Here is a 23,081-nt window from a genome sequence, read left to right as displayed (position 1 = left end):
GCTAGAATTCGCCGCTCATTGGGGAGTAGCCGCTCCGCTCGATGTCCCGCGCCCCCGGCGCGCATCGTGACGGAGGCGTCCGTCAACAGACTTGGCCGTTCGGCCATGGCGGACGCAGCCACCAAGGCCTGGCGAGACCGATGGTTCACTGCGCGCCGCATCAGGGCCCGGCGCGCGGCGGATCGTCGCTCGCACGCACAACATCGGCCCGTGGAACCCCATACGTGTCCCAAGCCTTCCTGATCTCCACCGGCGCCGTCGCCCTCGCTGAAATCGGCGACAAGACCCAACTGCTGTCCCTCGTGCTGGCCGCGCGCTATCGCAAGCCCGTGCCGATCATACTCGGCGTGCTGGTTGCGACGGTCGTGAACCACGGCTTCGCCGGTGCGCTCGGCGAATGGCTCGGCATTCTCGTCACGCCGTCGATCATGCGCTGGGCGCTCGCGTTCTCGTTCATCGCGATGGGCTTGTGGATCCTCGTGCCGGACAAGCTCGATGCGGACGAAGCCAATGCGAACCGCTCGCGGCTCGGCGTGTTCGGCGCGACGCTCGTCGCGTTCTTCCTCGCGGAAATGGGCGACAAGACGCAGATCGCGACCGTCGCGCTCGCCGCGCGCTTCCAGGATTACATCGGCGTGGTGGCCGGCACGACCTTCGGGATGATGCTGGCGAACGTGCCCGCGATCCTGCTGGGCGACCGTTTCGCGCACCGCCTGCCGACCAAGCTGGTGCACGGCATCGCGGCCGTGCTGTTCGTCGTGCTGGGGGCGCTGGCACTGCTGGGCGTCGGCGTCTGACGCACGCAGGCAAGTGGCGCGGCCGGGCGACCGCGCCGGTGTCGATACCGCGTCACTTCGCGACCGCCGCACCCGATGCCGGCGCCGCCGGCACCGCGCGCTCGTTGGCGGCCGGCGCGGCCGGCCCGCCGCGCTTGTCGACCGGCAGCCGCACCGTGCGGATCGCCCCGTTCGACAACGGGAAATCGGCGAGCGCGCTGCGCGCGAGAAACGGCATCGCATACAGCAGCGCGCCGTTGTCGCCCGTGGTGCGCGCGGTCACGTTATAGACCTCCTTGCCGGTCGCGCGCTCGGTGATCCGGATCCCGAGCGTGTAGTCGAACACCTGGTAGGTCTGCGCGACGTAGCCGGCCGGCATCGGCCCCCAGGGCCCCCACGGGCCCCACGGCCCGCCCCGCCAGTACGGCCCCGGCCCCATGAACCACGGGTCGTAGTAGACCGGCTGCGGCACCGTCACCAGATCGCTGCCGACCCCGTAGGCCAGCCCGACCAGATAGCGTGCCTGCGCGGCCGGCACCTGGCGGAACGCATACGCGGACAGTTCGTTCGCGACGATCGGCTCGTAGGTCGACTGCTCGATGCTGTGCTTCTGCGCGTCGGTGCGCGTGAAGGCGTAAGTGCGCGTCGCGTCGCTGCCGCTCCAGTCGGAGAAGGCCGTGACCTGGGTCGTCACGTAGCTGGTGCAGCCCGTCAGCAGCGCCACGCACAGGGCCGCCGCCCAGCCCGCACCGCGTTGAATCCATTCGTGTTTCATGTCGATCCTCGTCGATCCGTCACCCGTTCGTCGCACCGCGCGAACCGCACGGGATGCCGATAATACGCGGACTGCCGGAACCGGTAAAAAGTTCGCACGGCACGCGGCCGCAAGCCTTTGTACAATGGCCCGGTTCAGCCGGCCCGCGCTGCGGGCCCGATCCCCACTCCACCGATCTCGACGACCATGTCCGACAACGCCTCCTCCACCGTGATCCGCCGCGCCGACTACACGCCGCCGGCCTTCCTCATCGATTCCGTCGCACTCGAATTCGATCTCGCGCCGGCCCGCACGATCGTCAGGAACACGATGCGCGTGCGCCGCAATCCGGACGCGGCGCCCACCCCGCATCTGGAGCTGATGGGCGAAGCGCTCGAATTCCTCGGCGCACGGCTCGACGGCGCGCCGTATGGTCCGGTGCGCGCGCACGACCACGGGCTGACCGTCGAAAACGTGCCCGATGCGTTCGAGCTTACGCTCGACAGCGCGTGCGCGCCCGATCAGAACACGACGCTGTCCGGCCTGTACGTATCGAGCGGCAACTTCTTCACGCAGTGCGAGGCCGAAGGCTTTCGCCGCATCACCTACTTCCTCGACCGCCCCGACGTGATGGCGTCGTACACCGTCACGCTGCGCGCCGACAAGACCGCGTACCCGGTGCTGCTGTCGAACGGCAATCTCGTCGACTCGGGCGAACTGGCCGACGGCCGCCACTTCGCGAAATGGGAGGACCCGTTCCGCAAGCCGAGCTACCTGTTCGCGCTGGTCGCGGGCAAGCTCGTCGCGATCGAGGAGAAGATCACGTCCGGCTCCGGCAAGGAAAAGCTGCTGCAGGTGTGGGTCGAACCGACCGATCTCGACAAGACCCGTCACGCGATGGATTCGCTGATCCATTCGATCCGCTGGGATGAAAAGCGCTTCGGCCTCGAGCTCGATCTCGACCGCTTCATGATCGTCGCGGTCGGCGACTTCAACATGGGCGCGATGGAGAACAAGGGGCTCAACATCTTCAACACGAAGTACGTGCTGGCGAACCCCGAGACCGCGACCGACACCGACTTCGCGAACATCGAATCGGTGGTCGGCCACGAGTACTTCCACAACTGGACCGGCAATCGCGTGACCTGCCGCGACTGGTTCCAGCTGAGCCTGAAGGAAGGGCTGACCGTGTTCCGCGACCAGGAGTTCTCGGCCGACATGGCCGCGGGCGACGACGTCGAGTCGGCGGCCCGCGCGGTCAAGCGCATCGAGGACGTGCGCGTGCTGCGCCAGCTGCAGTTCGCCGAGGATGCGGGCCCGATGGCGCATCCGGTGCGTCCGGAAAGCTACGTCGAGATCAACAACTTCTACACGATGACCGTCTACGAGAAAGGCTCGGAAGTCGTGCGGATGTACCAGACGCTGTTCGGCCGCGACGGCTTCCGCAAGGGGATGGACCTGTACTTCCAGCGCCACGACGGTCAAGCGGTGACGTGCGACGACTTCCGTCACGCGATGGCCGACGCGAACGGGCGCGACCTCGCGCAATTCGAACGCTGGTACAGCCAGGCCGGCACGCCGCGCGTGTCGGTGCGCACCGCGTACGACGCGGCTGCGCGCCGCTACACGGTCACGCTCGCGCAGGGCTACGGCGACGCGTCGCCGGCCGCGCGCGAGACGCAGCAGGGGCCTCTGCTGATTCCGTTCGCGATCGGCCTGATCGGCCGCGACGGCCGCGACCTGCCGTTGCGCCTCGACGGCGAAGCCGCCGCATCGGGCACGACGCGCGTGCTCGACTTCACCGACACCGAGCAGACCTTCACGTTCGTCGACGTGCCGCAGGAACCGCTGCCGTCGCTGCTGCGCAATTTCTCCGCGCCGGTGATCGTCGAATACGACTACGGCGACGACGACCTCGCGTTCCTGCTCGCGCACGACAGCGACCCGTTCAACCGCTGGGAAGCCGGCCAGCGCCTCGCGACACGCGCGCTGCTGACGCTCGCCGCGCGCGCCGCCGCGAACGAACCGCTCACGCTCGGCGCGAATTTCGTCGCCGCGTTCCGCCGCGTGCTGACCGATGAAAACCTGTCGCCCGCGTTCCGCGAGCTCGCACTGACGCTGCCGTCGGAAACCTATCTGGCCGACCAGATGGCGGAAGCCGATCCGGCCGCCGTGCATCGCGCCCGCCAATTCGTGCGCCGCCAGCTCGCGACCGCGCTGCGCGCCGAGTGGCTCGCCGCGTACGAGCAGCACCAGACGCCGGGCGCGTACGAGCCGACGCCTGAAGCCTCCGGCCGCCGCGCGCTGAAGAACCTCGCGCTCGCGTATCTCGCCGAACTCGAGGATCCGGCCGACGCCGTGCGCATCGCGACCGCGCAGTACGACGCGGCGAACAACATGACCGATCGCGCCGCCGCGCTCGGCGCACTGCTGTCCGCCGCGGCGGCCGGTGCGAACGACGCGGCCGCGCGCGCGCTCGACGACTTCTACCGCCGCTTCGAAAAGGAAGCGCTCGTGATCGACAAGTGGTTCGCGATGCAGGCCGCGCAGCGCGGCACGCCGGCCCAGCCGACGCTCGCGAAGGTCCGCACGCTGATGGCCCACCCCGCGTTCAACCTGAAGAACCCGAACCGCGCGCGCGCGCTGATCTTCAGCTTCTGCGCGGCGAACCCGGCGCAATTCCACGCGGCGGACGGCTCGGGCTACGCGTTCTGGGCCGAACAGGTGCTCGCGCTCGACGCGATCAACCCGCAGGTCGCCGCGCGCCTCGCCCGCTCGCTCGAACTGTGGCGCCGCTTTACGCCGGCGCTGCGCGACCGGATGCGCGAAGCGCTCGAGCAGGTCGCGGCCGGTGCCAAATCGCGCGACGTGCGCGAGATCGTCGAGAAGGCGCTCGCGTAACGTCACGCACGCGACTCGCCGCGCGCGCCAGCGCGACGAAGCCGGTGCCGCCCCGTTGCGGCGCCGGCTTTTTTGTCGTCTGAAGGTTGGCGGAACGGGAGCCGGACCATGCGTTCGGCCCCCCGGTTTTACCGCCGCTGCCGGGCCGATCCGCCGCTCCGGGCACGCCGGAACCCGGCCGGACCGGCCGACCGACCATGTAACCGGACGAAAAAAGGCGGCGGCTCGGGAGGCGCGCCGGGTAAAATTGCGGCAATTCAAGGATTCTTTGGCCTCTCGGAGTCTGTCATGTCCATTGCCCGCCGCACCACGCTGTCCAAGTTCCTGATCGAGCAGCAGCGTGAGACCAACAACCTCCCCGCCGACCTCCGCCTGCTGATCGAAGTCGTCGCCCGCGCGTGCAAGGCGATCAGCTACAACGTGTCGAAGGGCGCGCTCGGCGAGGCGCTCGGCACCGCCGGCAGCGAGAACGTCCAGGGCGAAGTGCAGAAGAAGCTCGACATCCTGTCGAACGAGATCCTGCTCGACGCGAACGAATGGGGCGGCAACCTCGCCGCGATGGCATCGGAGGAAATGGAAACGTTCTTCCCGATCCCCGCGAACTACCCGCGCGGCGAATACCTGCTCGTGTTCGATCCGCTCGACGGCTCGTCGAACATCGACGTGAACGTGTCGATCGGCACGATCTTCTCGGTACTGCGCTGCCCGGACGGCAAACAGGCCACCGAGGAATCGTTCCTGCAGCCGGGCACGGAGCAGGTCGCGGCCGGCTACGCGGTGTACGGCCCGCAAACCGTGTTCGTACTGACGACCGGCAACGGCGTGAACTGCTTCACGCTCGACCGCGAAGTCGGCTCGTGGGTGCTCACGCAAAGCAACATGCAGATCCCGGCCGATACGCGCGAATACGCGATCAACGCATCGAACGCACGCCACTGGTACGAACCGGTCCAGCGCTACGTCAACGAACTGAACGCCGGCAAGGAAGGCCCGCGTGGCGACAACTTCAACATGCGCTGGATCGCGTCGATGGTGGCCGACGTGCACCGGATCCTGAACCGCGGCGGCATCTTCATGTACCCGGCCGACAAGCGCACGCCCGATCGTCCGGGCAAGCTGCGCCTGATGTACGAAGCGAACCCGATGTCGTTCATCGTCGAACAGGCGGGCGGCGCCGCGACGACGGGCACGCAGCGCATCATGGAAGTGCAGCCGACCGGCCTGCACCAGCGCGTGCCGGTATTCCTCGGTTCGAAGAACGAAGTCGAGCGCGTGACCGGCTATCACAACGAAGGCAAATAAATTTGCACTGCAGCACTAGACGGAGGTGCGAGACGTCAGTACAATCGCGCCTTCGCGATGTGGCCCTGACAGGCTGCATCGCAGTGAAGTGAAAGCGGGAAGTCCGCCGGATCGAGGGTTTCGCGAAGCAGCAGCAGCAAGCTGAAAAAAATTTCGCAAAACCTATTGCCAAGATCTCGGATTTGACCATATAATTTCATTTCTCTGCTGCCGGTGTAGCTCAGTTGGTAGAGCAGCGCATTCGTAATGCGAAGGTCGTAGGTTCGACTCCTATCTCCGGCACCAAGATATAAAGGCCTGACAAGCATCGCTTGTCAGGCCTTTTCTCTTTTCCGGCCGCAATTCCAGCCACGATCTCCGATGCGCGAAGTCGTGCGCCACCCTCACCGTCATTTCCGCTTGCGGGCATCCCCCGACTCCCGCACCGCACGCCGCCGATTACAATCGCCGGACCACCCGCCCCTCCCCAGCATCATGCGCACCTGGCGTCTCGAGCGACCGAACCTCAGCGGACAACTGGACGTGTCCCGTGCAACCGGTCTCGTCGCCGCGATCGGCGGCAGCGAGCCGAACGCGTTCGCCGCAGAAATCCTGAAGCTGTTCGACGATGCGCTGGCCGTCACGCAGTGCACGATCTTCGCGTACGAGTTCGGCAACCGGCCGCGCACCGTCTCGGTCGCCGACCATCGCGGCGGCCGCTACCTGCGCGACGTTGCCGACACCTATGCGCGCCATTTCTATGCGCTCGACGGCAACCAGCGAATCGTCTCGGCCGCCGGTCGCCGCACGCAGCGCCGCGACGTGCTGCTGCATCAGCAGGCCGGCGACGAGATCGGCCACGACGCGTATCGCACGGCCTGCTACCGTGGCCCCGACGTCTCCGATCGCCTCGCGTTGCTGATGCAGCCGAACGACTCGACCTGGCTGTCGATCAATCTGTATCGCGCGCACCGCAGCGGCACGTTCCAGCCGCGCGAGATCACGGCCATCGAAACGCTCGCACCGCTGATCGCGCAGGCCGCGCAGCATCACTATGCGCTCGCGGGCTCGGCGCAGATCGGCATCCCGCTACAGATGCTCGCGCGGCTGCGCGGCGCATGCCCGACACTGTCCAAGCGCGAGCTCGACGTGCTGCGCGGCGTGCTCGAAGGCCAGACCGCACAGGAGATCGGCGAGACGATCGGCGTGAAGGCTTCGAGTGTCGTCACCTATCAGAAGCGCGCGTACCGGCGCCTCGGCATCTCGAGCCAGCGCCAGCTGTTCGCGCTGTGCCTGCAACCCTGAACTTCGATTGCCGATCCTGAACGCGTCGGGGTAAATCCCGGCCCGCCGCCAGCCGTTCGCCGTACCCGGAATGGGGACAGCGGTGTCCGGCGCGGCTTCCATACTGCATCCAACCTGCCGCACGCATCGCGTCGCCGAGCGTGCGCGTTCGATCAGCGCAACCTGGAAGCCAACGATGGGCATCGAATTCAAACCCTACCCGTTCGTCGCCGTGCGTCATCCCCCGCACCTGCCGACCTGCAGCGCGGGCGTCGATACGCAGCGGCACCGCGTCGCGATCGTCGGCGGCGGCCCGGTGGGCCTCGCTGTCGCACTCGGCCTCGCCAATCACGGCATCCGCAGCGTGCTGCTCGAAGCCGATGATTCGGTCTGTCACGGCAGCCGCGCGATCTGCATCTCGCGACGCAGCCTCGAGATCATCGAGCGGCTCGGCGCGCTCGACAGCTTCATGCGCGTCGGACTGCCGTGGAGCAGCGGACGCAGCTTCCATCGTCACGACGAAGTGCTGCATTTCACGATGCCGCAGGACGAGAACCAGAAGCTGCCGCCGATGCTGAACCTCGCGCAGTATCACATCGAGCAGTTCCTGCTCGATGCCGCGCTGCGCCGCCCCGAGCTCATCGAGATCCGCTGGCAAACGAAAGTCGCGGGCGTCACGCAGCACCCGGCCGGCGCGCGCCTCGACGTCGATACGCCGCTCGGCCGCTATGCACTCGATGCCGACTGGGTCGTCGCAAGCGACGGCGGGCGCAGCACGATACGCGATGCGCTCGGGCTGTCGCTGCAGGGCACAAGCTATGAAGGCCGCTACGTGATCGTCGACATCGCGCTCGACAGCGACCGGCCGACCGAGCGGCTCGCGTACTTCGACCCGGCGTCGAACCCCGGCTCGACGGTACTCGTCCACAAGCAGCCGGACAACGTATGGCGGATCGACTATCAGCTGCGCGACGATGAGGATCCCGAAGCGGCCGTGAAACCCGAGAACGTGATCCCGCGCGTGCAGAGCCTGCTCGACATGATGGGCGAGCGCGGCGACTGGTCGCCGATCTGGATCACGATCTACAAGGCGAACGCGCTGACGCTCGAACGCTATCGGCACGGCCGCGTGCTGTTCTGCGGCGACGCCGCGCATCTCGTGCCGATCTTCGGCGTGCGTGGCGCGAACTCGGGCATCGACGACGCCGACAACGTCGCGTGGAAACTCGCGTACGCGATTCGCGGCCTCGCGTCGGACGCGCTGCTCGACAGCTATTCGGACGAGCGCGTGTTCGCGACGCACGAGAACCTGCGCTACGGCACCAAGAGCACCGAGTTCATGGCGCCGCCGTCGTTCGCGTTCGACCTGATGCGCAAGGCCGTGCTGACGCTCGCGGTCCGGCATCCGGCGTTGCGTTCGCTGATCAATCCGCGCCAGACGTCGGCCATCGCCTACACGGCGTCACCGCTCAATGCGGACGAGCGCGATGCGTTTTCGGCCGGGCCGTCGCCCGGCATGGTACTCGCGGAATGTCCGCTGATGCTGCACGCGTCGGGCGACATCGGCACCGACGAAGGCATGCGACGCGGCCACCTGACGGATCTCGTCGGTCCGCGTTTCACCGCGTTCCGCTTCATGCGTGACGGTGCGCCCGATCCGTCGTTCGCCGATCTCGAACGAAACCTGCACGACGCCGGCATACCGTTCGCGCTGGTCACGCTTGCACGGCACGCGGCACCGCAACAGCCAGGATGCGGCGGCTACGATGCCGACGGCCGGCTGTTCGACCTGTACGGCGCGCGCGACGGCACCGTCTATCTCGTACGTCCGGACGGACACGTGCTCGGCCGCTGGCACGATGCACGCGCCGCCGACGTGACCGCCGCACTCGAACGCGCGCTGCACCCGCGCACGTCGGCCAACATTCAGGAGCACGCATGATCACCGATACCGAACGCGACATCCTCTACACCGACCTGTGCCGCACGATGACCGGCATCGGCGAAACCGATGCGGCGCTCTTTCTCGCCCGCTTCGCGTTGCTGGCGATAGAGGCGATCGGCGATACGGCAACCGTCACCCGCCTGATTGCCGACGCCGGCGACGGCCTGCCCGGCACGGGCACACCGGCGCCGACGCACGGACGATGACGCAGGACGCATGACGCACAATCGTGCGGCCCCTCCTTACAGATTCATTTCGAATGACAGACGAATCCTCTGGAAAAACCCGTTAAGGGTGCATAACATTACTTAACGATTCCGACCCGTCTATCGCGTTACATTGCGTGGGCGGCGCGGCGGGTCGCATGCCGCTTCATGCAGCTTGCGGTGAAACAGCCGACGTCCGGTCATTTCGACTCAACACAAGGAGAGGATCACCATGACTCATGGCTTGATTATGTGGCTCATCATCGGCGCGATCGCCGGCTGGCTGGCGGGCGTGCTCGTCAAGGGCGGCGGGTTCGGCCTGATCGTCGACATCATCGTCGGTATCGTCGGCGCGGTGATCGGCGGCTGGCTGGCCGGGCTGCTCGGCATCACCCTCGGCAGCGGCTTCATCGGCTCGGTGATCGTCGCGGTCATCGGCGCCGTGATCCTGCTGTTCGTGATCCGGCTGTTCAGGCGCGCGGCCTGACGATCTTCTCGCGCGCCTTCGGGCGCGCTTTCGTTTGTCGCATCGAAGCGGCGCGCGGGGCATCCCCGCCGCCGTCCGTTTCAGCGGCGCTTGCCGCGCTGCAACCAGCCGTCGAGCACGTCGGTCGTCAGCAAGCCGCTGCGCGCATCGCGTGCGCCGTCGCGGCCAACCCACACGGTACGCGGCATCTCTCCCCGCCATCCCGCATCGAGCGCCGCCCGCAGACGCTCGGGCATCGGCTCGGCGTTCGCATACTGCGCGACCTGCGGCGGCAGGTTCATTTGCGCGAGCGCCTGTGCGATTGCCGCACCGTTGTCGTCGTACGCGTCCATCGAGACCATCGCGAGCTGCACGTCCGGATGGCGGCGCTGCCACGCGACCAGATGCGCGGCGTTCTCGCGGCAGTAGCCACAATCGAGCGACCAGATCTCGACCGCGAGCGGCCGTTCGTGCGCCGTCGCGTACACCTTCGCGACCTCGGCCGCGCGCAGCGGCTGCAGTCCGCCAGCCCATCCCGGCAGGCTTGCGAACACGGCGCCGATCAACACGATCAGCCGTTTCATTGCGCCCCCTCCACGGCAATCAGCCGGTAGCCGTCGTTACGCGTACGCCACGACAGGTAGATGCGGCCCGCATCGTCGAGCAGTTGCGGGTTGTCGCTCGCGCCCGACGTCGACGCGATCACGCGCGGCGCCGACCAGTGCTCGCCGCGATCGTCCGAGCGGCGCAGCTTGATCTGCATCGTGTCGCCGTCGAACGCCTTCCATGCGAGCCAGACGACCTCGCCGCGCACGACGAGTGCCGCATGCGATGCCTGCTCGGCCGGCACCGCCGGACTCGCGCCGAACGCCCACGGCGTGCCGCTCGGCCGGCCATCGGCGCCGATGCGCGAATAGAACACGTCGGCGCGGCCGTCGACGACGCCGAACCACGCAAGATGGCGCGTGCCGTCCGGCGTGATCGCGAGCGCCGGCCCGTGCTCGGGGCAAGCCTCGACATGCCAGTTCGAGAACGTCGCACGCACCGGCACGACGGACTCCGATGCCGAAACGGGCAACACCGCGAGCGCATGGTCGCGGATCTGCCCCGGGAACACGTTGCGCCACACGGCTTCGATGTGCCCGGCCGGATCGATCGCCATCGCGATGCGGCAGCATTCGCACGTGTGATCCGTCACCTTGCGCTCGGGCTCGAACGACGCACCGCCGTCGCGCGACACCGCGTAGTAGACGGCCGCCCCTTCGTACGCCTGCCCCGCCGCCTTCGCCGCGACGAGATCGCGCTTGTCGATCCACGCGATCGCGATGTTGCCGGCCGGATCGACCGCCATCATGTCGAAGCGGTGCGTGATCGCCTGCCGGTCGCGATGCACGGTGACCGGCACGCTCCAGGTCGCGCCGCCGTCGAGCGAACGCACGAAGCGCACCATGCCGGTGTACGGCGCATCCAGCGGCATCGACCACGATACGTACACCGCGCGACCGTCCGGGCTCGTCGCGATCTTCGGGCGATTCTCCGCGCTCGTGTAGATCGGCTCGGGCATCGCGTTGACGGTCACGGGCGCGGACAGCGTGCGGCCCGCATCGTCCGAGTGCGCGACGACGACGTGCGCGCCTTCGACCCATGCGACCCACAGCCGGTGCCGCGCGTCGAACGCGGCGCCGGTCGCGAGCGGCTGCTTCTGTTGCGCCGGTGCGGCCTGCATGCTCATGTGCGCCGCATGCGGATCGGCGGCTTTCGGCGCGTCGTGCGCGCCGGCAGGCGACAGCGCCGCGAGCCACAGCGCGCAGCCTGCCGCGAGCGATTTCACAGCGACCATTTCAGTTCTCCAAAGAAAGTGCGGCCCGGATACGGATGGAACACGTAGTAGCGGCGGTCCGTCAGGTTGTCGATGCCGACCGACGCAGTCCAGTGACGATCGAACCGGTAACGCGCCTTCAGGTCGACGACCGTGAAGATGCTCGTGCCGCCGTACACGTCCGGATTCACGTCGCTGTTGTCGAGCGTGTTGAACTGGCGGCCCGAGTAGCGGACGCCGACGCTCGCGAGCCAGTGCTCGTCGAAGCGGTACGACGCGAGCAGGTTCGCGCGCATGCGCGGGATGCGCGGAAAGCGCGAGCCGACGTACGCGGGATTCGCGGTGTCGGCCAGGGTCTGCGCGTTGCTCGCCGACACGTTCGCGTCGATGTCGAGCCCGCGCAGCCCGACGTTCTGGCCGCTGAACGCGAGCTCGACGCCGCGCACGCGCACGCGATCGACGTTCGAGATGTTGGTGACGGTCGACGCGCCCGACACCGTCGTCTGGCTGTAGATCGAATCGCGCAGGTCGCTCTGGAACACGCTCGCGCGCACGACGCCGACGCCCACGTCGCGCTCGGCCGTGAAGTCCCAGTCGATCGCCTTTTCCGGCCGCAGGTTCGGGTTGTTGTTGACGATCGCGTTGTTCGAGATCGTGCCCTGGAACAGCTCGCCGACCGTCGGGAAGCGGGTGCCGGTCGCGAACGACAGCCGGAAACGCCAGACGTCCGTCGCGTCCCATTGCAGCGCGACTTTCGGCGACAGCGCATTCGCGCCGCGGTCCGCGTAGCCGAGCGTGCCGTTCGCGTTGCCGAGCGCGCCGCCGTACGCACCCCAGCGCTCGTAGCGCAGGCCGAGGGTCGCGAGCCAGCCGGGCGCGAAACGCCACGCGTCCTGCGCGAACAGCGCCTGCGTGCGCGTGTCGCCCCGGTAGACGCTCGCGAGCGACGTGGTCGGCCCGGCCAGCCAGTCGGCCGTGTTGTACGTGACGTTGCGCAGGAAGTAGTTGTCGTAGTGATAGCCGAACGTGAGCGTGTGCCCCTTCACTTCCGGCGCCTCGGCCTTCAGGTCGAGCGTGCGCCAGCCCGTGCCGTCGCCCTGGAACAGCGTGCCCGCCCCGCCCTGCACGGTCGATGCCGCGCGCAGCACGTCGCGCGACACGTCGTAGGCGGAAACCACGCCCGACAGCCGCCAGCCCGAATCGAGCCGGCCGTTCAGCCCGAGCGCGTACAGCCAGTTCTCCTGGTCGCCGCGCTGCGGCGCGAACGCGCTCGGCGCGACGGTCACGTTCCGGCCGCCGAGCGACACGTTGCCGCCGTACACGGGATTGCCGGCCGCGTCGCGCAGGAAGGTTTCGCCGTGCTGCCGGAAATGGTTCTCCCAGTGCCCGAGCGTCAGCGTCGCGTCGACGCGGTCCGTGAACGCATAGCCCATCCGGACCGTCTCGTTGAGCTGCTCGGTCCGCTCGATGTTCTGCGCACCGACGATCGTGCGCGGCTTGCCGTTGGGGCCGATGTCGGTGGCCGCGCCCGTCACGGGCACCGCGGCCCCCAGCCGCGGGTTGTAGGCGGCGTTGGGGCTCGCATATTGCATCGGCTGGCCGTCGTTCTCCAGCCGGTCGAGCGACAGCGAGAACCAGAACTTGCCGACGCGGTTCGCGATCCGAGCGGTCTGGTGATTGCCACCGAAGCTGTCCGCGAACCCGTAGCCGTCGTGATAGCGCTGCGTGAAGAACTGCGTCGACAGGGACGCCTCGAGCTTGTCGGGACGCCGCGTCGTCAGCAGCACGGTCGACCCGATCGCATTGCCGGGATACAGCGCGGAAAAGGGGCCATACAGCACGTCGACGCGCGCGATATCGTCGGGCGCGATCAGCGACCAGCGCGGCGGATACGCATAGCTCGAGCCGAGCAGGTTCGACAGCAGCAGGCCGTCGGCGTACACGAGCCCGCGCGCACTCTGCAGTTCGTTGAAGTCGCGGCCGGCGAACACGCTGTTGCGGTCGCCGATGTAGCGCCTGCGAACCATCAGGTTGGGCGCGTACTTCAGCGCGTCCTCGGTGGTGACGTTGGTATGCGCGTCGATCTGCTCGCGCGTGATCGACTCGACGACGGCCGGCGTATCCGGATCGACGGGTTGCCGGCTTGCGGTGACGCTGACGGCGGTCAGCGTGTCGCCCGCAGAGGCGAGCGCGGCGACCGGTGCGGCACGGCCGGCCGGGTTGCCGGCGCCGGCGGGCACCGGCGCGGCGGATGCGCCATCGATCGAAGCCGCCTGCGCGGCCGGCCAGGCAAAAGCGGCCGCGCAGGCAAGCGCGAGCCGGCCGCGCGAGGGCCGCGCGGCGAAGGTGAACGACATGGATGAATTCCTGAAAACGTGACCGGACGCCGCCGCACGCAAGCCAACGCGCCGCGCGCAGACGGCACGGCGCGCGGACCGGGCCGCGGGCGGCACGCGCGCCACCGCGGCGCGCGAACGATATCAATCAGATCGGGACGTTTTCAGGCGGACCGCGCGGCTGCGCGAGACGGATGCCCGTGCGGGGAACATCGGGAACGGCCGGGGCGGCCGCCCGGTACGCGAACGCGCGCACGAAACCCGGCAACGCGGGCAGGCTCGTGCCGAGCGCGACGTTCGCCGCGAAGCCGGGACAGTACACGCAGTGCGGCACGCCGGCATGATCGAACGACGCCGCGCCGCGGTCGTCGCCGGACTGCGCGAGGACGACCTCACGAGCGCCTGCCGCACTGCACAACTCGAGCGTGAGCCCGCCGGAACCGCTCGATGCGAGACGCGCGTAGCCGACGACGGGCGACAGTACGTTCAGTACCAGCGCCAGCCATACGAGGCCGATCCATCGCGTCGTTCGTTTCATCGCGGTCCAGGAAAAAGTGCGCGCAAGTATAGCAAGCGGCCCGATTGTTGCCGATTGTGCAGGGTGTGATAGTCGGCATTGCTCGGCGCGCAGCAGCGCATGTGCCGTTAATACAACAGAGACAAAATCTAACGATTCGCCACTGGCATAAATCCAAGCGCGAGGTTGATAATCATTGAACCCGCTGGAGAAACGAACATGGACGAAAGACCAACCCGCATGCCCCCGCCCGAGCAAGTGATGAGCCCGGATCCGGAACCCGTCGGCGTGGAATTCCTCGCCGAATTGCCCGAGCACGTCCGGGCATTCTTCGACGAGCAGCACAAGCTGTACTCGCCGAAGTGAACCTACGTTCCGTCCTGTAACCGCCACGTGTCGATCGATATCGTGCGGTTCATCGCTGCGTTTTCGGCGCAGATCGCTTCGCACCCCGGCTGCAACGGCCTGACGGTGCCGGATCAGCGCGTCCGCTGATTCTTCTGTCGCGTCGTTCCGCCGCGCGACTGTCTTCGTCTATCCTTCTGGTTTTCCACCTCCGGCCTGTCCGGCTCTCCCTTCTCCCGATCGTTCCGATGAAACAAGCCATTCGTGCCAGCGTCGCTGTCGCCGCGCTCGGCGTCGCCCTTTTTTCGTCACCGCATATCGCGCGCGCGGACGGCGACGACACGGCGCTCACCAATCTCGTCGCGCTCGCATCGCAGCGGCTCGCGCTTGCCGAACCCGTCGCACGATGGAAGTGGGCAAACCACCAGGCGATCGAGGATCGGCCGCGCGAAGCGGCACTGCTCGCATCGGTGGAGAAGCGCGCCGCACAGTCCGGCGTGGATCCGGCGTTCGCGCGCACGTTTTTCGAGGATCAGATCGCGGCCAGCAAGGACGTGCAGAACGCGCTCTTTGCAAAGTGGCGCGCGACGCAGCCGCCGGAAGGCACGCCGCCCGACCTCGCAACCAGCACGCGGCCGGCGCTCGACCAGCTCACGCAAAAGATGCTGACGGGCCTCGCGCAAGTCGCACCGCTGCGCGACGCACCCGACTGCCAGGCGCGGCTCGCACGCAGCATCGCGAACTGGAAGACGCTCACCCGCTACGACTCCACCCAGACGCAGGCGCTCGGCACCGCGCTGTCGCACGTTTGCGCCGCAGGCGGCGCCAGCGCGATCGGCTGACGGCGGCGTCGCGCGCCGCGGCCTGCGCTGCTCAGTCGGCAGGCGTCAGTGCCGCGAGCGGAATGAGTTGCAGGCCGCGTGCGAGATGCGTCTGCAGAAGACGATGGGTATGGGGTTCGAACGCGCCGTCCGCGCCGTCGGCCACGAGCCGCACGGCCGCGTCGAGCGATTCGGCCGTACCGAGGTAGCGCCAGCCGTCGATCACGTGAAACAGGCGGCGCTCGCCGCTCGCTTCGAAAGCGACCGCACCGTCGAACGGCCAGGGCGCATTGCCCGCACGGGCGTGATCGGCTGCGGGACGCCGGTTGTATGACGGACGCAGGCGGGCGATCCACTGCGCTTCGGCGAGCATCGCGCCCAGTTCGTTGCCGGTCTCCCGCCACTCGACCCGCCGTACCTGCTGCGCAATCCGCATTTCCTTCGACGAGCGCCGCTCGCCGGTCAGCAGCGCGCGCAAGCGCTGCCGCACGCGCACGCTGCGGCCGACATACAGCGCTTGGTCGTCCTCCCCGAACAGCGCGTACACACCGCATCCGGCCGGCGCGGTATCGAGCCACGCTTCGGTCATGCCGCCCGCGAGACGGAAGTGGCGCGTCGTACGCGCAATCTGGTCGCGCAGACGCTCGAGCGGCACGATCTCGTGCAATTGCCGCCAGAACTGCCAAAGCAGATCGGCATCCGCGAGTGCCCGGTGGCGGGCGGACGGAACGAGGCCGTGCCGCTCGATCAGCGCATCGAGTCCGTGCCGCGCCTCGCGCGGAAACAGCGCGCGCGACAGGCGCACCGTGCACAGCACGTCCGGATTGAACGCGATGCCGGCGCGCTCGAATTCGGCGCGCAGGAAGCCACGGTCGAAGCTCGCGTTGTGCGCGACGAACAGCTTGCCGTCGAGCCGCTCGAACAGCGCGGGCGCGAGCGACGCAAACGACGGCGCGTCGCGCACCATCTCGTCGGAAATGCCCGTCAGCTGCTGGATGAACGGCGGAATCGAATGTCCCGGATTGACCAGCGTCGTCCATGTCGATACGCCGAGCGGACCGAGTTCGACCACGCCGATTTCAGTGATGCGGTGCTCGGCAGACGAGCCGCCGGTGGTTTCGAGGTCGACGAAGACGAGCGGCTGGTCGCAGGCGGGATCGGACAGACGGGAATCGGACATGAAAAGACGGGGGAAACGATGCTTTCGTGAGTATGCACCGGCAGATGCGTTCGCGACCAGTCCGAACCCGAATCGATTCGCCGGCCGCCGATTTTCGTGCCCCGGAAAGCAAAAAGCCCCCGCGATGCGGGGGCCGGACGTGATCGGCGAAGCGTGGCGCGTCAGACCGCCTGGATATTCGCTGCCTGCTTGCCTTTCGGCCCGACTTTCACGTCAAAGGAAACGCGCTGGTTTTCCTTCAGCGTTTTGAAGCCGTCCATCCGGATTTCGGAAAAGTGCGCAAACAAATCTTCGCCGCCATTGTCGGACGTAATAAAGCCGAAACCTTTAGCATCGTTAAACCATTTTACGATACCGGTATCCATACCTTCGTTCCCCACTCGTTTAGATCAAAAAAGCTACTGTTATAGCCGCTTCCCGAAATCCCGCAACGGCGCGCCGACACTCCCCCCCAGCGCTCCGCCCGGGGACGGAGTGCTGACTTTATAAATTGGACAATCCGGGTGCGTCAAGGGAATTTTTAGGGCTTGCTTTATCAAAAAAACGCTAATGCCGCTGGAATCGATACACGATCGCCTTTTATTAATTGATCCGCATCAACAACCTGTCAATATTACCGGGATCGGATCACTAATAATCGAAATCGTGAAAAACATACCGGGGACGAATCGCTTCGGTAAATCCTCGGGTTTTTTCCGGGTTGCGGAAAACGGGGGACGTTGCGATGCTGGTGCAAAGGAAATGGAAGGAGAAGGCCATGTGGCTGGACGGATTCAAGCGCTTCGCGAGCCGGCTTGCACGCGTACGCCGCAAGTCCCGCGCGCTGGCCGAGACCCGTGAAGCGCCGTGCGACACCGAGTTCGACCCGACCTGGCACGGCGATCATTGGCAGAACCTGCTGGCGTCACCGCTGGACGCCCGTCACTACGTAATGGAAGACTGGACGTACACGCCGCCGCAGGCCGAAGCCGACGACACGCAGCCGACCGGCAAGCGCAAGCGCAAGCGGCGCTCGTACGCGCAGTAGGGATCGGAACGACAGGGCAAAAAAAAAGCGCGACTGGGAAGTCGCGCCGACAAAGGTTTGGAGATCTTTTCCGTCAACGAAAAAGTCTGCTTCGGAAAGCAGAGATCGCAGTATAGCGAGAGAACATCCTTTCATTATCCATGCCCCGCACAAACCTCTATTGCCGATGTGTCAATAATCACGCTAGGCGTGCTCTCGCCCGTCATTGACCGCCTGTCGCGATCGCGCAACGCCCGCGACACCCGATACGCAGTCCTGATTGCTTTTTTCGCGTGCTGCATTGCCGCAAAGTCTTGATGGCCGGGCCTCTCGGCGCATATGCTGATTCTTGCCGGATTCAAAATACAGTATTGCGGGAAGCAATTTTCTTCTACGCCCGGACCGATCCGTACACTGCAAATGGATATCCGACGAGGGTGCCGCCCCCAATGCGCACGGCGTCGCCAGCCTGCGACGCCGCCGATGCCCGCAGCAGGTTCGATCGACATCATCCTGTTTGGAGACAGATCATGAAAAAGACCCTGATCGTCGCGGCATTGGCGGGCGCGTACGCCACCGGCGCCCATGCGCAAAGCGCCGTCACGCTGTACGGCCTGATCGACGCCGGCATCACCTACACGAACAACCAGGGTGGTCACAGCGCGTGGCAGGAGACGAGCGGCTCGATCAACGGCAGCCGCTGGGGCCTGCGCGGCACCGAGGATCTCGGCGGCGGCCTGAAGGCGATCTTCACGCTGGAAAACGGCTTCGGCATCAATAACGGTTCACTCAAGCAGAACGGCCGCGAATTCGGCCGCCAGGCGTTCGTCGGGCTCGCGCACGAGAGCTACGGCTCGCTCACGCTCGGCCGCCAGTACGACAGCGTCGTCGATTTCCTCGGCCCGCTGTCGCTGACCGGCACCCAGTACGGCGGCACGCAGTTCGCGCACCCGTTCGACAACGACAACCTGAACAACTCGTTCCGGATCAACAACGCGGTCAAGTACCAGAGCGCGAACTACGGCGGCCTGAAATTCGGTGCGCTGTACGGCTTCTCGAATTCCAGCAATTTCTCGAACAACCGCGCGTACAGCGTCGGCGCGTCGTACAGCTACATGGGCTTCAACGTCGCGGCCGCGTACATGCAGCTGAACAACAACGTCAACGCGCTGGCGCTCGCGGCCAGCGACCCGGGCGCGGTAGCCGGCGACTGGACGTTCGGGGCCAGCCGTCAGCGCACCTGGGGCGCGGGCCTCAACTACGCGTTCGGGCCCGCGACGGCCGGCTTCGTGTTCACGCAGACACGCCTGACCGATTCGGCCAGGATCAGCGCCGGGCAGTCCGGCGTGTCGGGCGGCATCCCGCTCATCGGCGGCACGCGGTTCAACAATTACGAAGTGAACGGCCGCTACGCGCTGACGCCGGCGTTCTCGCTCGCTGGCTCGTACACGTACACCGACAGCCGCCTCGACGGCCAGACGCCGAGCTGGCACCAGTTCAACCTGCAGGCCGACTATGCGCTGTCGAAGCGCACCGACCTGTACCTGCAGGGCGAATACCAGCGGGTCAATGCGGACGGCCTGGCGATCGGCGCGAACATCAACGGGCTCGGCACCGCGTCGTCCACCAACAAGCAGATCGCCGTCACGGCCGGCATGCGCCATCGCTTCTGAGCGATGCGCGTGAGCCCGGCCGTTCGGCCAGGACCGTCATGACGAAGCGCCCCACCCGGGGCGCTCGTTCGTTTCAGCGCTGCACCGCACGCATGCGCCGCGCCATGCTCACGCGCTGCCCGACGCCGGATAGCGAACGTCGAGCACGTCGATCGGCTGGGGACCGGCCGGCGTCATCAGCGTGACGGTATCGCCGATCTTCGCCTTGATGAGCGCCCGCGCGACCGGCGAGATCCAGCTGACGCAACCGCGATCGAGATCGACCTCGTCGATCCCGACGATGGTAACGGTATGATCCTCGCCGTCCGGCGTCGCGTAATCGACGGTCGCGCCGAAAAACACCTGGTCGACGTTCTCCTGGCGGCTCGCGTCGACGACTTCGGCGAGATCGAGCCGCTTCGTCAGGAAGCGGATCCGGCGGTCGATCTCGCGCAACCGCCGCTTGCCGTAGATGTAGTCGCCGTTCTCCGACCGGTCGCCGTTCGACGCGGCCCACGACACCAGCCGCACGACCTCGGGACGCTCGACGTCGATCAGGTTCAGGAGCTCGTCCCTGAGCCGCTTGTGGCCGGCCGGGGTGATGTAATTCTTCGTGCCCGCCGGAATCGCGGGCTGACCCGGGTCGAGATCGTCGTCGTCGCCGTCCGACTCTTTGACAAACGCCTTGTTCATGATGCAGATTCAACGCATGGATGACTGATGCTTCAAGGGTACACGAAGGCGGCCTTCCCAAGATCGGGTGACATTTTTTGCGAATAAGGCTTCCCTTTTTATACAACCCTGCTATACTTCCGCTTCTGCGTGCGGCTGTAGCTCAGTTGGATAGAGTACTTGGCTACGAACCAAGGGGTCGTGGGTTCGAATCCTGCCAGCCGCGCCACCTTTTTCGAGGGCCTTCCCAACCGAAGGCCCTTTCAGTTCGATGTTGTAGCGTTTTGTTGTTGCGTGCGGCTGTAGCTCAGTTGGATAGAGTACTTGGCTACGAACCAAGGGGTCGTGGGTTCGAATCCTGCCAGCCGCGCCACCTTTTTCGAGGGCCTTCCCAACCGAAGGCCCTTTCAGTTCGATGTTGTAGCGTTTTGTTTTTGCGTGCGGCTGTAGCTCAGTTGGATAGAGTACTTGGCTACGAACCAAGGGGTCGTGGGTTCGAATCCTGCCAGCCGCGCCACCTCAGAAGGGCCTTCCTCCGGGAAGGCCCTTTTTTCTTTTCCGCCTCCCCGCTTCTCTTTGGCCCGCGCCCCGCTCGACTCGAGCCGGATCGCCACTGCACAACACCGCCCGGCCCGCAGCACGAACGAAAACGGCGGCCCGTGGCCGCCGTCGCATCCTGCCTGCCGCGAACCCGCGCGCGGCGTCAGTAATCCTGCCGCTCGCGCTCGATGCGCATGCCGCCGTCATGACGCGCGTGCACGCTGTCGTCGGTCGAGCGCTCGCGCATGATCCGCATCACGTCCGGATTGGTCCGCACGCGCCGCATCACGTTCGCCAGATGCACGCGGTCGCTCACCTGGATCACGAAGCGCAGCACCGTCGATTCGTGCGTCAGATCCTCGTCCATCGCGATGTGAACGATGTTCGCGTCCGCCGACGTGATATCCGCCGCGACGCGCGCGAAGATGCCCTTCGCGTTCTTCACGAGCGCCTTCACCGCGACGTCGAACAGACGACCCGGCTGCGGCGCCCATTCGACGTCGATCCAGCGGCCCGGATCGCGGCGATGGATGCGCTGCGCGACGCGGCAATCCGTCGTATGAATCGCCATCCCGAGACCGATGCCGATATAGCCCATGATCGCGTCGCCCGGAATCGGCCGGCAGCACGCCGACAGTTGCACGGACATCCCTTCGGTGCCGGTAATCACGACCGGCGGCGCATTATGCGCGGGGTGCCGCTCGGACTTCGGCAGATCGTCGTCCGCATCGCGGCCGCTCATCAGCACCTCGATGCGCTTGGCCATCACCGCGGCGACGCGGCGGCCGAGGCCGATGTCCGCGAAGATTTCCTGGCGGCTCTTGTTGCCCGTCCACTGGACGAGCTTCTCCCACACTTCCGGCCCCACATCGGCCAGCGCGAGCCCGTAACCCTTCAGACTCTGGTCGACGAGCCGCTCGCCGAGCTGCACCGACTCGTTCAGGCGCATCGTCTTCAGGTAGTGACGAATCGCCGAACGCGCCTTGCCGGTGCGCACGAAGCCGAGCCATGCGGGGTTCGGCTTCGAATACGGCGCGGTGATCACCTCGACGATGTCGCCGCTCTTCAGCTCGGTACGCAGCGGCAGCAACTCGTTGTTGATCTTCACGGCCACGCACTGGTTGCCGAGATCGCTGTGGATCGAATACGCGAAATCGAGCGCCGTCGCGCCGCGCGGCAGCGCCATGATCTTCGACTTCGGCGTGAACACGTAGACCGCATCCGGGAACAGGTCGATCTTCACGTGTTCGAGGAACTCGCTCGAATCGCCGGCTTCGCTCTGGATGTCGAGCAGCGACTTCAGCCACTGGTGCGCGCGCTTCTGCACGTCGTTCAGGTCCGCGCCGCCGTTCTTGTACAGCCAGTGCGCGGCCACGCCGGCCTCGGCGATCTCGTGCATCTTGCGCGTGCGCACCTGGAACTCGATCGGCGCGCCGAACGGGCCGACGAGCGTCGTGTGCAGCGACTGATAGCCGTTGATCTTCGGGATCGCGATGTAGTCCTTGAACTTGCCGGGCACGGGCTTGTACAGCGCGTGCAGCGCGCCGATGCACGTGTAGCAGTCGAGCGGGCTGTCGACGACGACGCGAAAACCGTACACGTCGAGCACCTGCGAGAACGACAGCTGCTTGTCGCGCATCTTGCGATAAATGCTGTAGATCGTCTTTTCGCGGCCGGTGATCTCGGCGTCGAGCTTCGCGTCGCCCATCGCGCGCTGGGCGGCCTCGAGGATCTTGCTGATCACTTCGCGGCGGTTGCCGCGCGCGGCCTTCACGGCCTTCTCGAGCGTCGCGTAGCGATGCGGGTTGAAGTTCGCGAAGCTCATGTCCTGCAGCTCGCGATACGTGTTGTTCAACCCGAGGCGGTGCGCGATCGGCGCATAGATGTCGAGCGTCTCGCGGGCGACGCGGCGGCGCTTTTCCATCGGCACCGCACCGAGCGTGCGCATGTTGTGCAGACGATCGGCGAGCTTGACGAGGATGACGCGCACGTCGCGCGCCATCGCGAGTAGCATCTTGCGGAAGTTTTCCGCCTGCGCTTCCTCGCGGCTGCGGAACTCCATCTTGTCGAGCTTCGACAGGCCGTCGACCAGTTCGGCGACCTTCGGGCCGAACCGTTCGGCCAGCTCGCTCTTGGTCACGCCCTGGTCTTCCATCACGTCGTGCAGCAGCGCCGCCATGACGGCTTGCGCGTCGAGCTTCCAGCCGGCGCAGATTTCCGCGACGGCGACGGGATGGGTGATGTAGGGTTCGCCGCTCTGGCGATATTGACCGAGGTGGGCTTCGTCGCTGAAGTGGAACGCCGCCTTGACCTCTTTGATTTCTTCCGGAGGGAGATACTCGGCAAGCACGCCCGTCAGTTTCGCGATCGAAACGACGCCGTGCTTGCGCGGCTGCTCCGGCGTGGCGGTCGGCCCGAACAGGTGCCGAAAGGACTGTTCGAGGACCGCGTCGATGTACTGGCGCGCAGGCGACTGGGCCGTGGCTTCGGTGGTCGAATCCGCGGAGGCGGACGATGGGGTGGTGCTCATATTCGCCTCCAGGTCGAGTCGTTGCGCGCGTGGACTACATGGCTGGAACG

At 66.5% G+C, this 23,081-nt stretch carries 20 protein-coding genes, 4 tRNA genes and 1 riboswitch; of the genes, 15 read left to right on the top strand and 9 right to left on the bottom strand.

The genetic code is table 11. The features are described 5' to 3' along the window. Nucleotides 1-8: 8 nt before the first annotated feature. Nucleotides 9-146, top strand: a riboswitch (yybP-ykoY riboswitch). Between the two features lie 78 nt (nt 147-224). Beyond that, complete coding sequence (locus tag DIE12_RS18115; protein ID WP_044848551.1) at nt 225-797, top strand: TMEM165/GDT1 family protein; 573 nt, start codon at nt 225-227, stop codon at nt 795-797. A gap of 52 nt (nt 798-849) precedes the next feature. Here DIE12_RS18115 and DIE12_RS18110 read toward each other — a convergent pair whose 3' ends face one another. Beyond that, nucleotides 850-1,551: a DUF4136 domain-containing protein gene (locus DIE12_RS18110; RefSeq protein ID WP_124487808.1), complete on the bottom strand. Its 702-nt coding sequence runs from the start codon at nt 1,549-1,551 to the stop codon at nt 850-852. 186 nt (nt 1,552-1,737) lie between these two features. Here DIE12_RS18110 and pepN point away from each other — a divergent pair, with 186 nt between their 5' ends. The 7 genes from pepN to DIE12_RS18075 all read left to right on the top strand — a co-directional run bounded on the left by pepN (nt 1,738) and on the right by DIE12_RS18075 (nt 9,634). After that, on the top strand, nt 1,738-4,431 hold the full coding sequence (gene pepN, locus DIE12_RS18105; protein ID WP_124487807.1) for an aminopeptidase N: 2,694 nt from the start codon (nt 1,738-1,740) through the stop codon (nt 4,429-4,431). Nucleotides 4,432-4,719: 288 nt separating this feature from the next. Next, entirely contained in the window at nt 4,720-5,733 is a 1,014-nt protein-coding gene (locus DIE12_RS18100; RefSeq protein WP_124487806.1) for a class 1 fructose-bisphosphatase, read from the top strand. A gap of 209 nt (nt 5,734-5,942) precedes the next feature. Then, a tRNA-Thr gene (locus DIE12_RS18095) sits at nt 5,943-6,018 on the top strand. Nucleotides 6,019-6,207: 189 nt separating this feature from the next. Then, nucleotides 6,208-7,017, top strand: coding sequence for a LuxR C-terminal-related transcriptional regulator (locus DIE12_RS18090; protein ID WP_124487805.1), 810 nt, complete (start codon nt 6,208-6,210; stop codon nt 7,015-7,017). Nucleotides 7,018-7,192: 175 nt separating this feature from the next. Continuing rightward, nucleotides 7,193-8,938, top strand: a complete 1,746-nt coding sequence (locus DIE12_RS18085) for an FAD-dependent oxidoreductase (protein WP_124521682.1) — start codon at nt 7,193-7,195, stop codon at nt 8,936-8,938. Continuing rightward, nucleotides 8,935-9,147 (top strand): hypothetical protein, encoded by a 213-nt coding sequence (locus DIE12_RS18080; protein WP_124521680.1) that lies wholly within the window; start codon nt 8,935-8,937, stop codon nt 9,145-9,147. The genes DIE12_RS18085 and DIE12_RS18080 overlap by 4 nt, the downstream gene beginning before the upstream one ends. A gap of 232 nt (nt 9,148-9,379) precedes the next feature. Continuing rightward, nucleotides 9,380-9,634, top strand: coding sequence for a GlsB/YeaQ/YmgE family stress response membrane protein (locus DIE12_RS18075; RefSeq protein ID WP_044848544.1), 255 nt, complete (start codon nt 9,380-9,382; stop codon nt 9,632-9,634). A gap of 80 nt (nt 9,635-9,714) precedes the next feature. Here the strand turns inward: DIE12_RS18075 and DIE12_RS18070 are convergent, their stop codons facing one another. The 4 genes from DIE12_RS18070 to DIE12_RS18055 all read right to left on the bottom strand — a co-directional run bounded on the left by DIE12_RS18070 (nt 9,715) and on the right by DIE12_RS18055 (nt 14,306). Beyond that, nucleotides 9,715-10,197 (bottom strand): TlpA family protein disulfide reductase, encoded by a 483-nt coding sequence (locus tag DIE12_RS18070; protein WP_124521678.1) that lies wholly within the window; start codon nt 10,195-10,197, stop codon nt 9,715-9,717. After that, on the bottom strand, nt 10,194-11,453 hold the full coding sequence (locus DIE12_RS18065; protein WP_124521676.1) for a sialidase family protein: 1,260 nt from the start codon (nt 11,451-11,453) through the stop codon (nt 10,194-10,196). Before DIE12_RS18065 ends, DIE12_RS18070 begins: the two co-directional genes overlap by 4 nt. Beyond that, entirely contained in the window at nt 11,441-13,789 is a 2,349-nt protein-coding gene (locus tag DIE12_RS18060) for a TonB-dependent receptor (protein ID WP_124521674.1), read from the bottom strand. Before DIE12_RS18060 ends, DIE12_RS18065 begins: the two co-directional genes overlap by 13 nt. Nucleotides 13,790-13,916: 127 nt before the next feature. Further along, nucleotides 13,917-14,306 carry a DUF2946 domain-containing protein gene (locus DIE12_RS18055; RefSeq protein ID WP_044848540.1) on the bottom strand — a complete coding sequence of 130 codons (390 nt, stop codon included), beginning with the start codon at nt 14,304-14,306 and terminating at the stop codon, nt 13,917-13,919. A gap of 198 nt (nt 14,307-14,504) precedes the next feature. Between DIE12_RS18055 and DIE12_RS38100 the strand changes: the two genes are divergently transcribed. Together DIE12_RS38100 and DIE12_RS18050 are read left to right on the top strand one after the other, a co-directional pair. Next, nucleotides 14,505-14,651, top strand: coding sequence for a hypothetical protein (locus tag DIE12_RS38100; protein WP_009690993.1), 147 nt, complete (start codon nt 14,505-14,507; stop codon nt 14,649-14,651). A 227-nt stretch (nt 14,652-14,878) separates the two neighbouring features. After that, the gene (locus tag DIE12_RS18050) at nt 14,879-15,472 is read left to right on the top strand and encodes a chorismate mutase (RefSeq protein WP_124521672.1); all 594 of its coding nucleotides are present in this window, start codon (nt 14,879-14,881) and stop codon (nt 15,470-15,472) included. 31 nt (nt 15,473-15,503) lie between these two features. Here the strand turns inward: DIE12_RS18050 and DIE12_RS18045 are convergent, their stop codons facing one another. Next, nucleotides 15,504-16,631, bottom strand: a complete 1,128-nt coding sequence (locus DIE12_RS18045; protein ID WP_124521670.1) for an exonuclease domain-containing protein — start codon at nt 16,629-16,631, stop codon at nt 15,504-15,506. Between the two features lie 161 nt (nt 16,632-16,792). Beyond that, nucleotides 16,793-16,996, bottom strand: a complete 204-nt coding sequence (locus tag DIE12_RS18040; protein WP_006476615.1) for a cold-shock protein — start codon at nt 16,994-16,996, stop codon at nt 16,793-16,795. 392 nt (nt 16,997-17,388) lie between these two features. Here DIE12_RS18040 and DIE12_RS18035 point away from each other — a divergent pair, with 392 nt between their 5' ends. Continuing rightward, nucleotides 17,389-17,658 carry a hypothetical protein gene (locus DIE12_RS18035; RefSeq protein WP_044848537.1) on the top strand — a complete coding sequence of 90 codons (270 nt, stop codon included), beginning with the start codon at nt 17,389-17,391 and terminating at the stop codon, nt 17,656-17,658. A gap of 509 nt (nt 17,659-18,167) precedes the next feature. Further along, nucleotides 18,168-19,310, top strand: coding sequence for a porin (locus DIE12_RS18030; protein WP_044848536.1), 1,143 nt, complete (start codon nt 18,168-18,170; stop codon nt 19,308-19,310). 108 nt (nt 19,311-19,418) lie between these two features. Here DIE12_RS18030 and greB read toward each other — a convergent pair whose 3' ends face one another. Continuing rightward, on the bottom strand, nt 19,419-19,982 hold the full coding sequence (gene greB / locus DIE12_RS18025; protein ID WP_124496799.1) for a transcription elongation factor GreB: 564 nt from the start codon (nt 19,980-19,982) through the stop codon (nt 19,419-19,421). Nucleotides 19,983-20,113: 131 nt separating this feature from the next. Here greB and DIE12_RS18020 point away from each other — a divergent pair. The 3 genes from DIE12_RS18020 to DIE12_RS18010 all read left to right on the top strand — a co-directional run bounded on the left by DIE12_RS18020 (nt 20,114) and on the right by DIE12_RS18010 (nt 20,478). Beyond that, a tRNA-Arg gene (locus DIE12_RS18020) sits at nt 20,114-20,190 on the top strand. Between the two features lie 67 nt (nt 20,191-20,257). Then, nucleotides 20,258-20,334: transfer RNA gene (locus DIE12_RS18015), tRNA-Arg, on the top strand. A 67-nt stretch (nt 20,335-20,401) separates the two neighbouring features. Further along, nucleotides 20,402-20,478 (top strand) — tRNA-Arg (locus DIE12_RS18010). 186 nt (nt 20,479-20,664) lie between these two features. On the opposite strand, the gene DIE12_RS18005 is transcribed toward DIE12_RS18010, so the two are convergent. Next, nucleotides 20,665-23,031 carry a bifunctional (p)ppGpp synthetase/guanosine-3',5'-bis(diphosphate) 3'-pyrophosphohydrolase gene (locus DIE12_RS18005; RefSeq protein ID WP_124521668.1) on the bottom strand — a complete coding sequence of 789 codons (2,367 nt, stop codon included), beginning with the start codon at nt 23,029-23,031 and terminating at the stop codon, nt 20,665-20,667. Nucleotides 23,032-23,081 lie beyond the last annotated feature (50 nt).

The sequence above is a fragment of the Burkholderia sp. Bp9015 genome, assembly GCF_003853505.1.
Taxonomy (GTDB): Bacteria; Pseudomonadota; Gammaproteobacteria; order Burkholderiales; family Burkholderiaceae; genus Burkholderia.
This window is presented reverse-complemented; position numbering and strand designations above follow the sequence as displayed.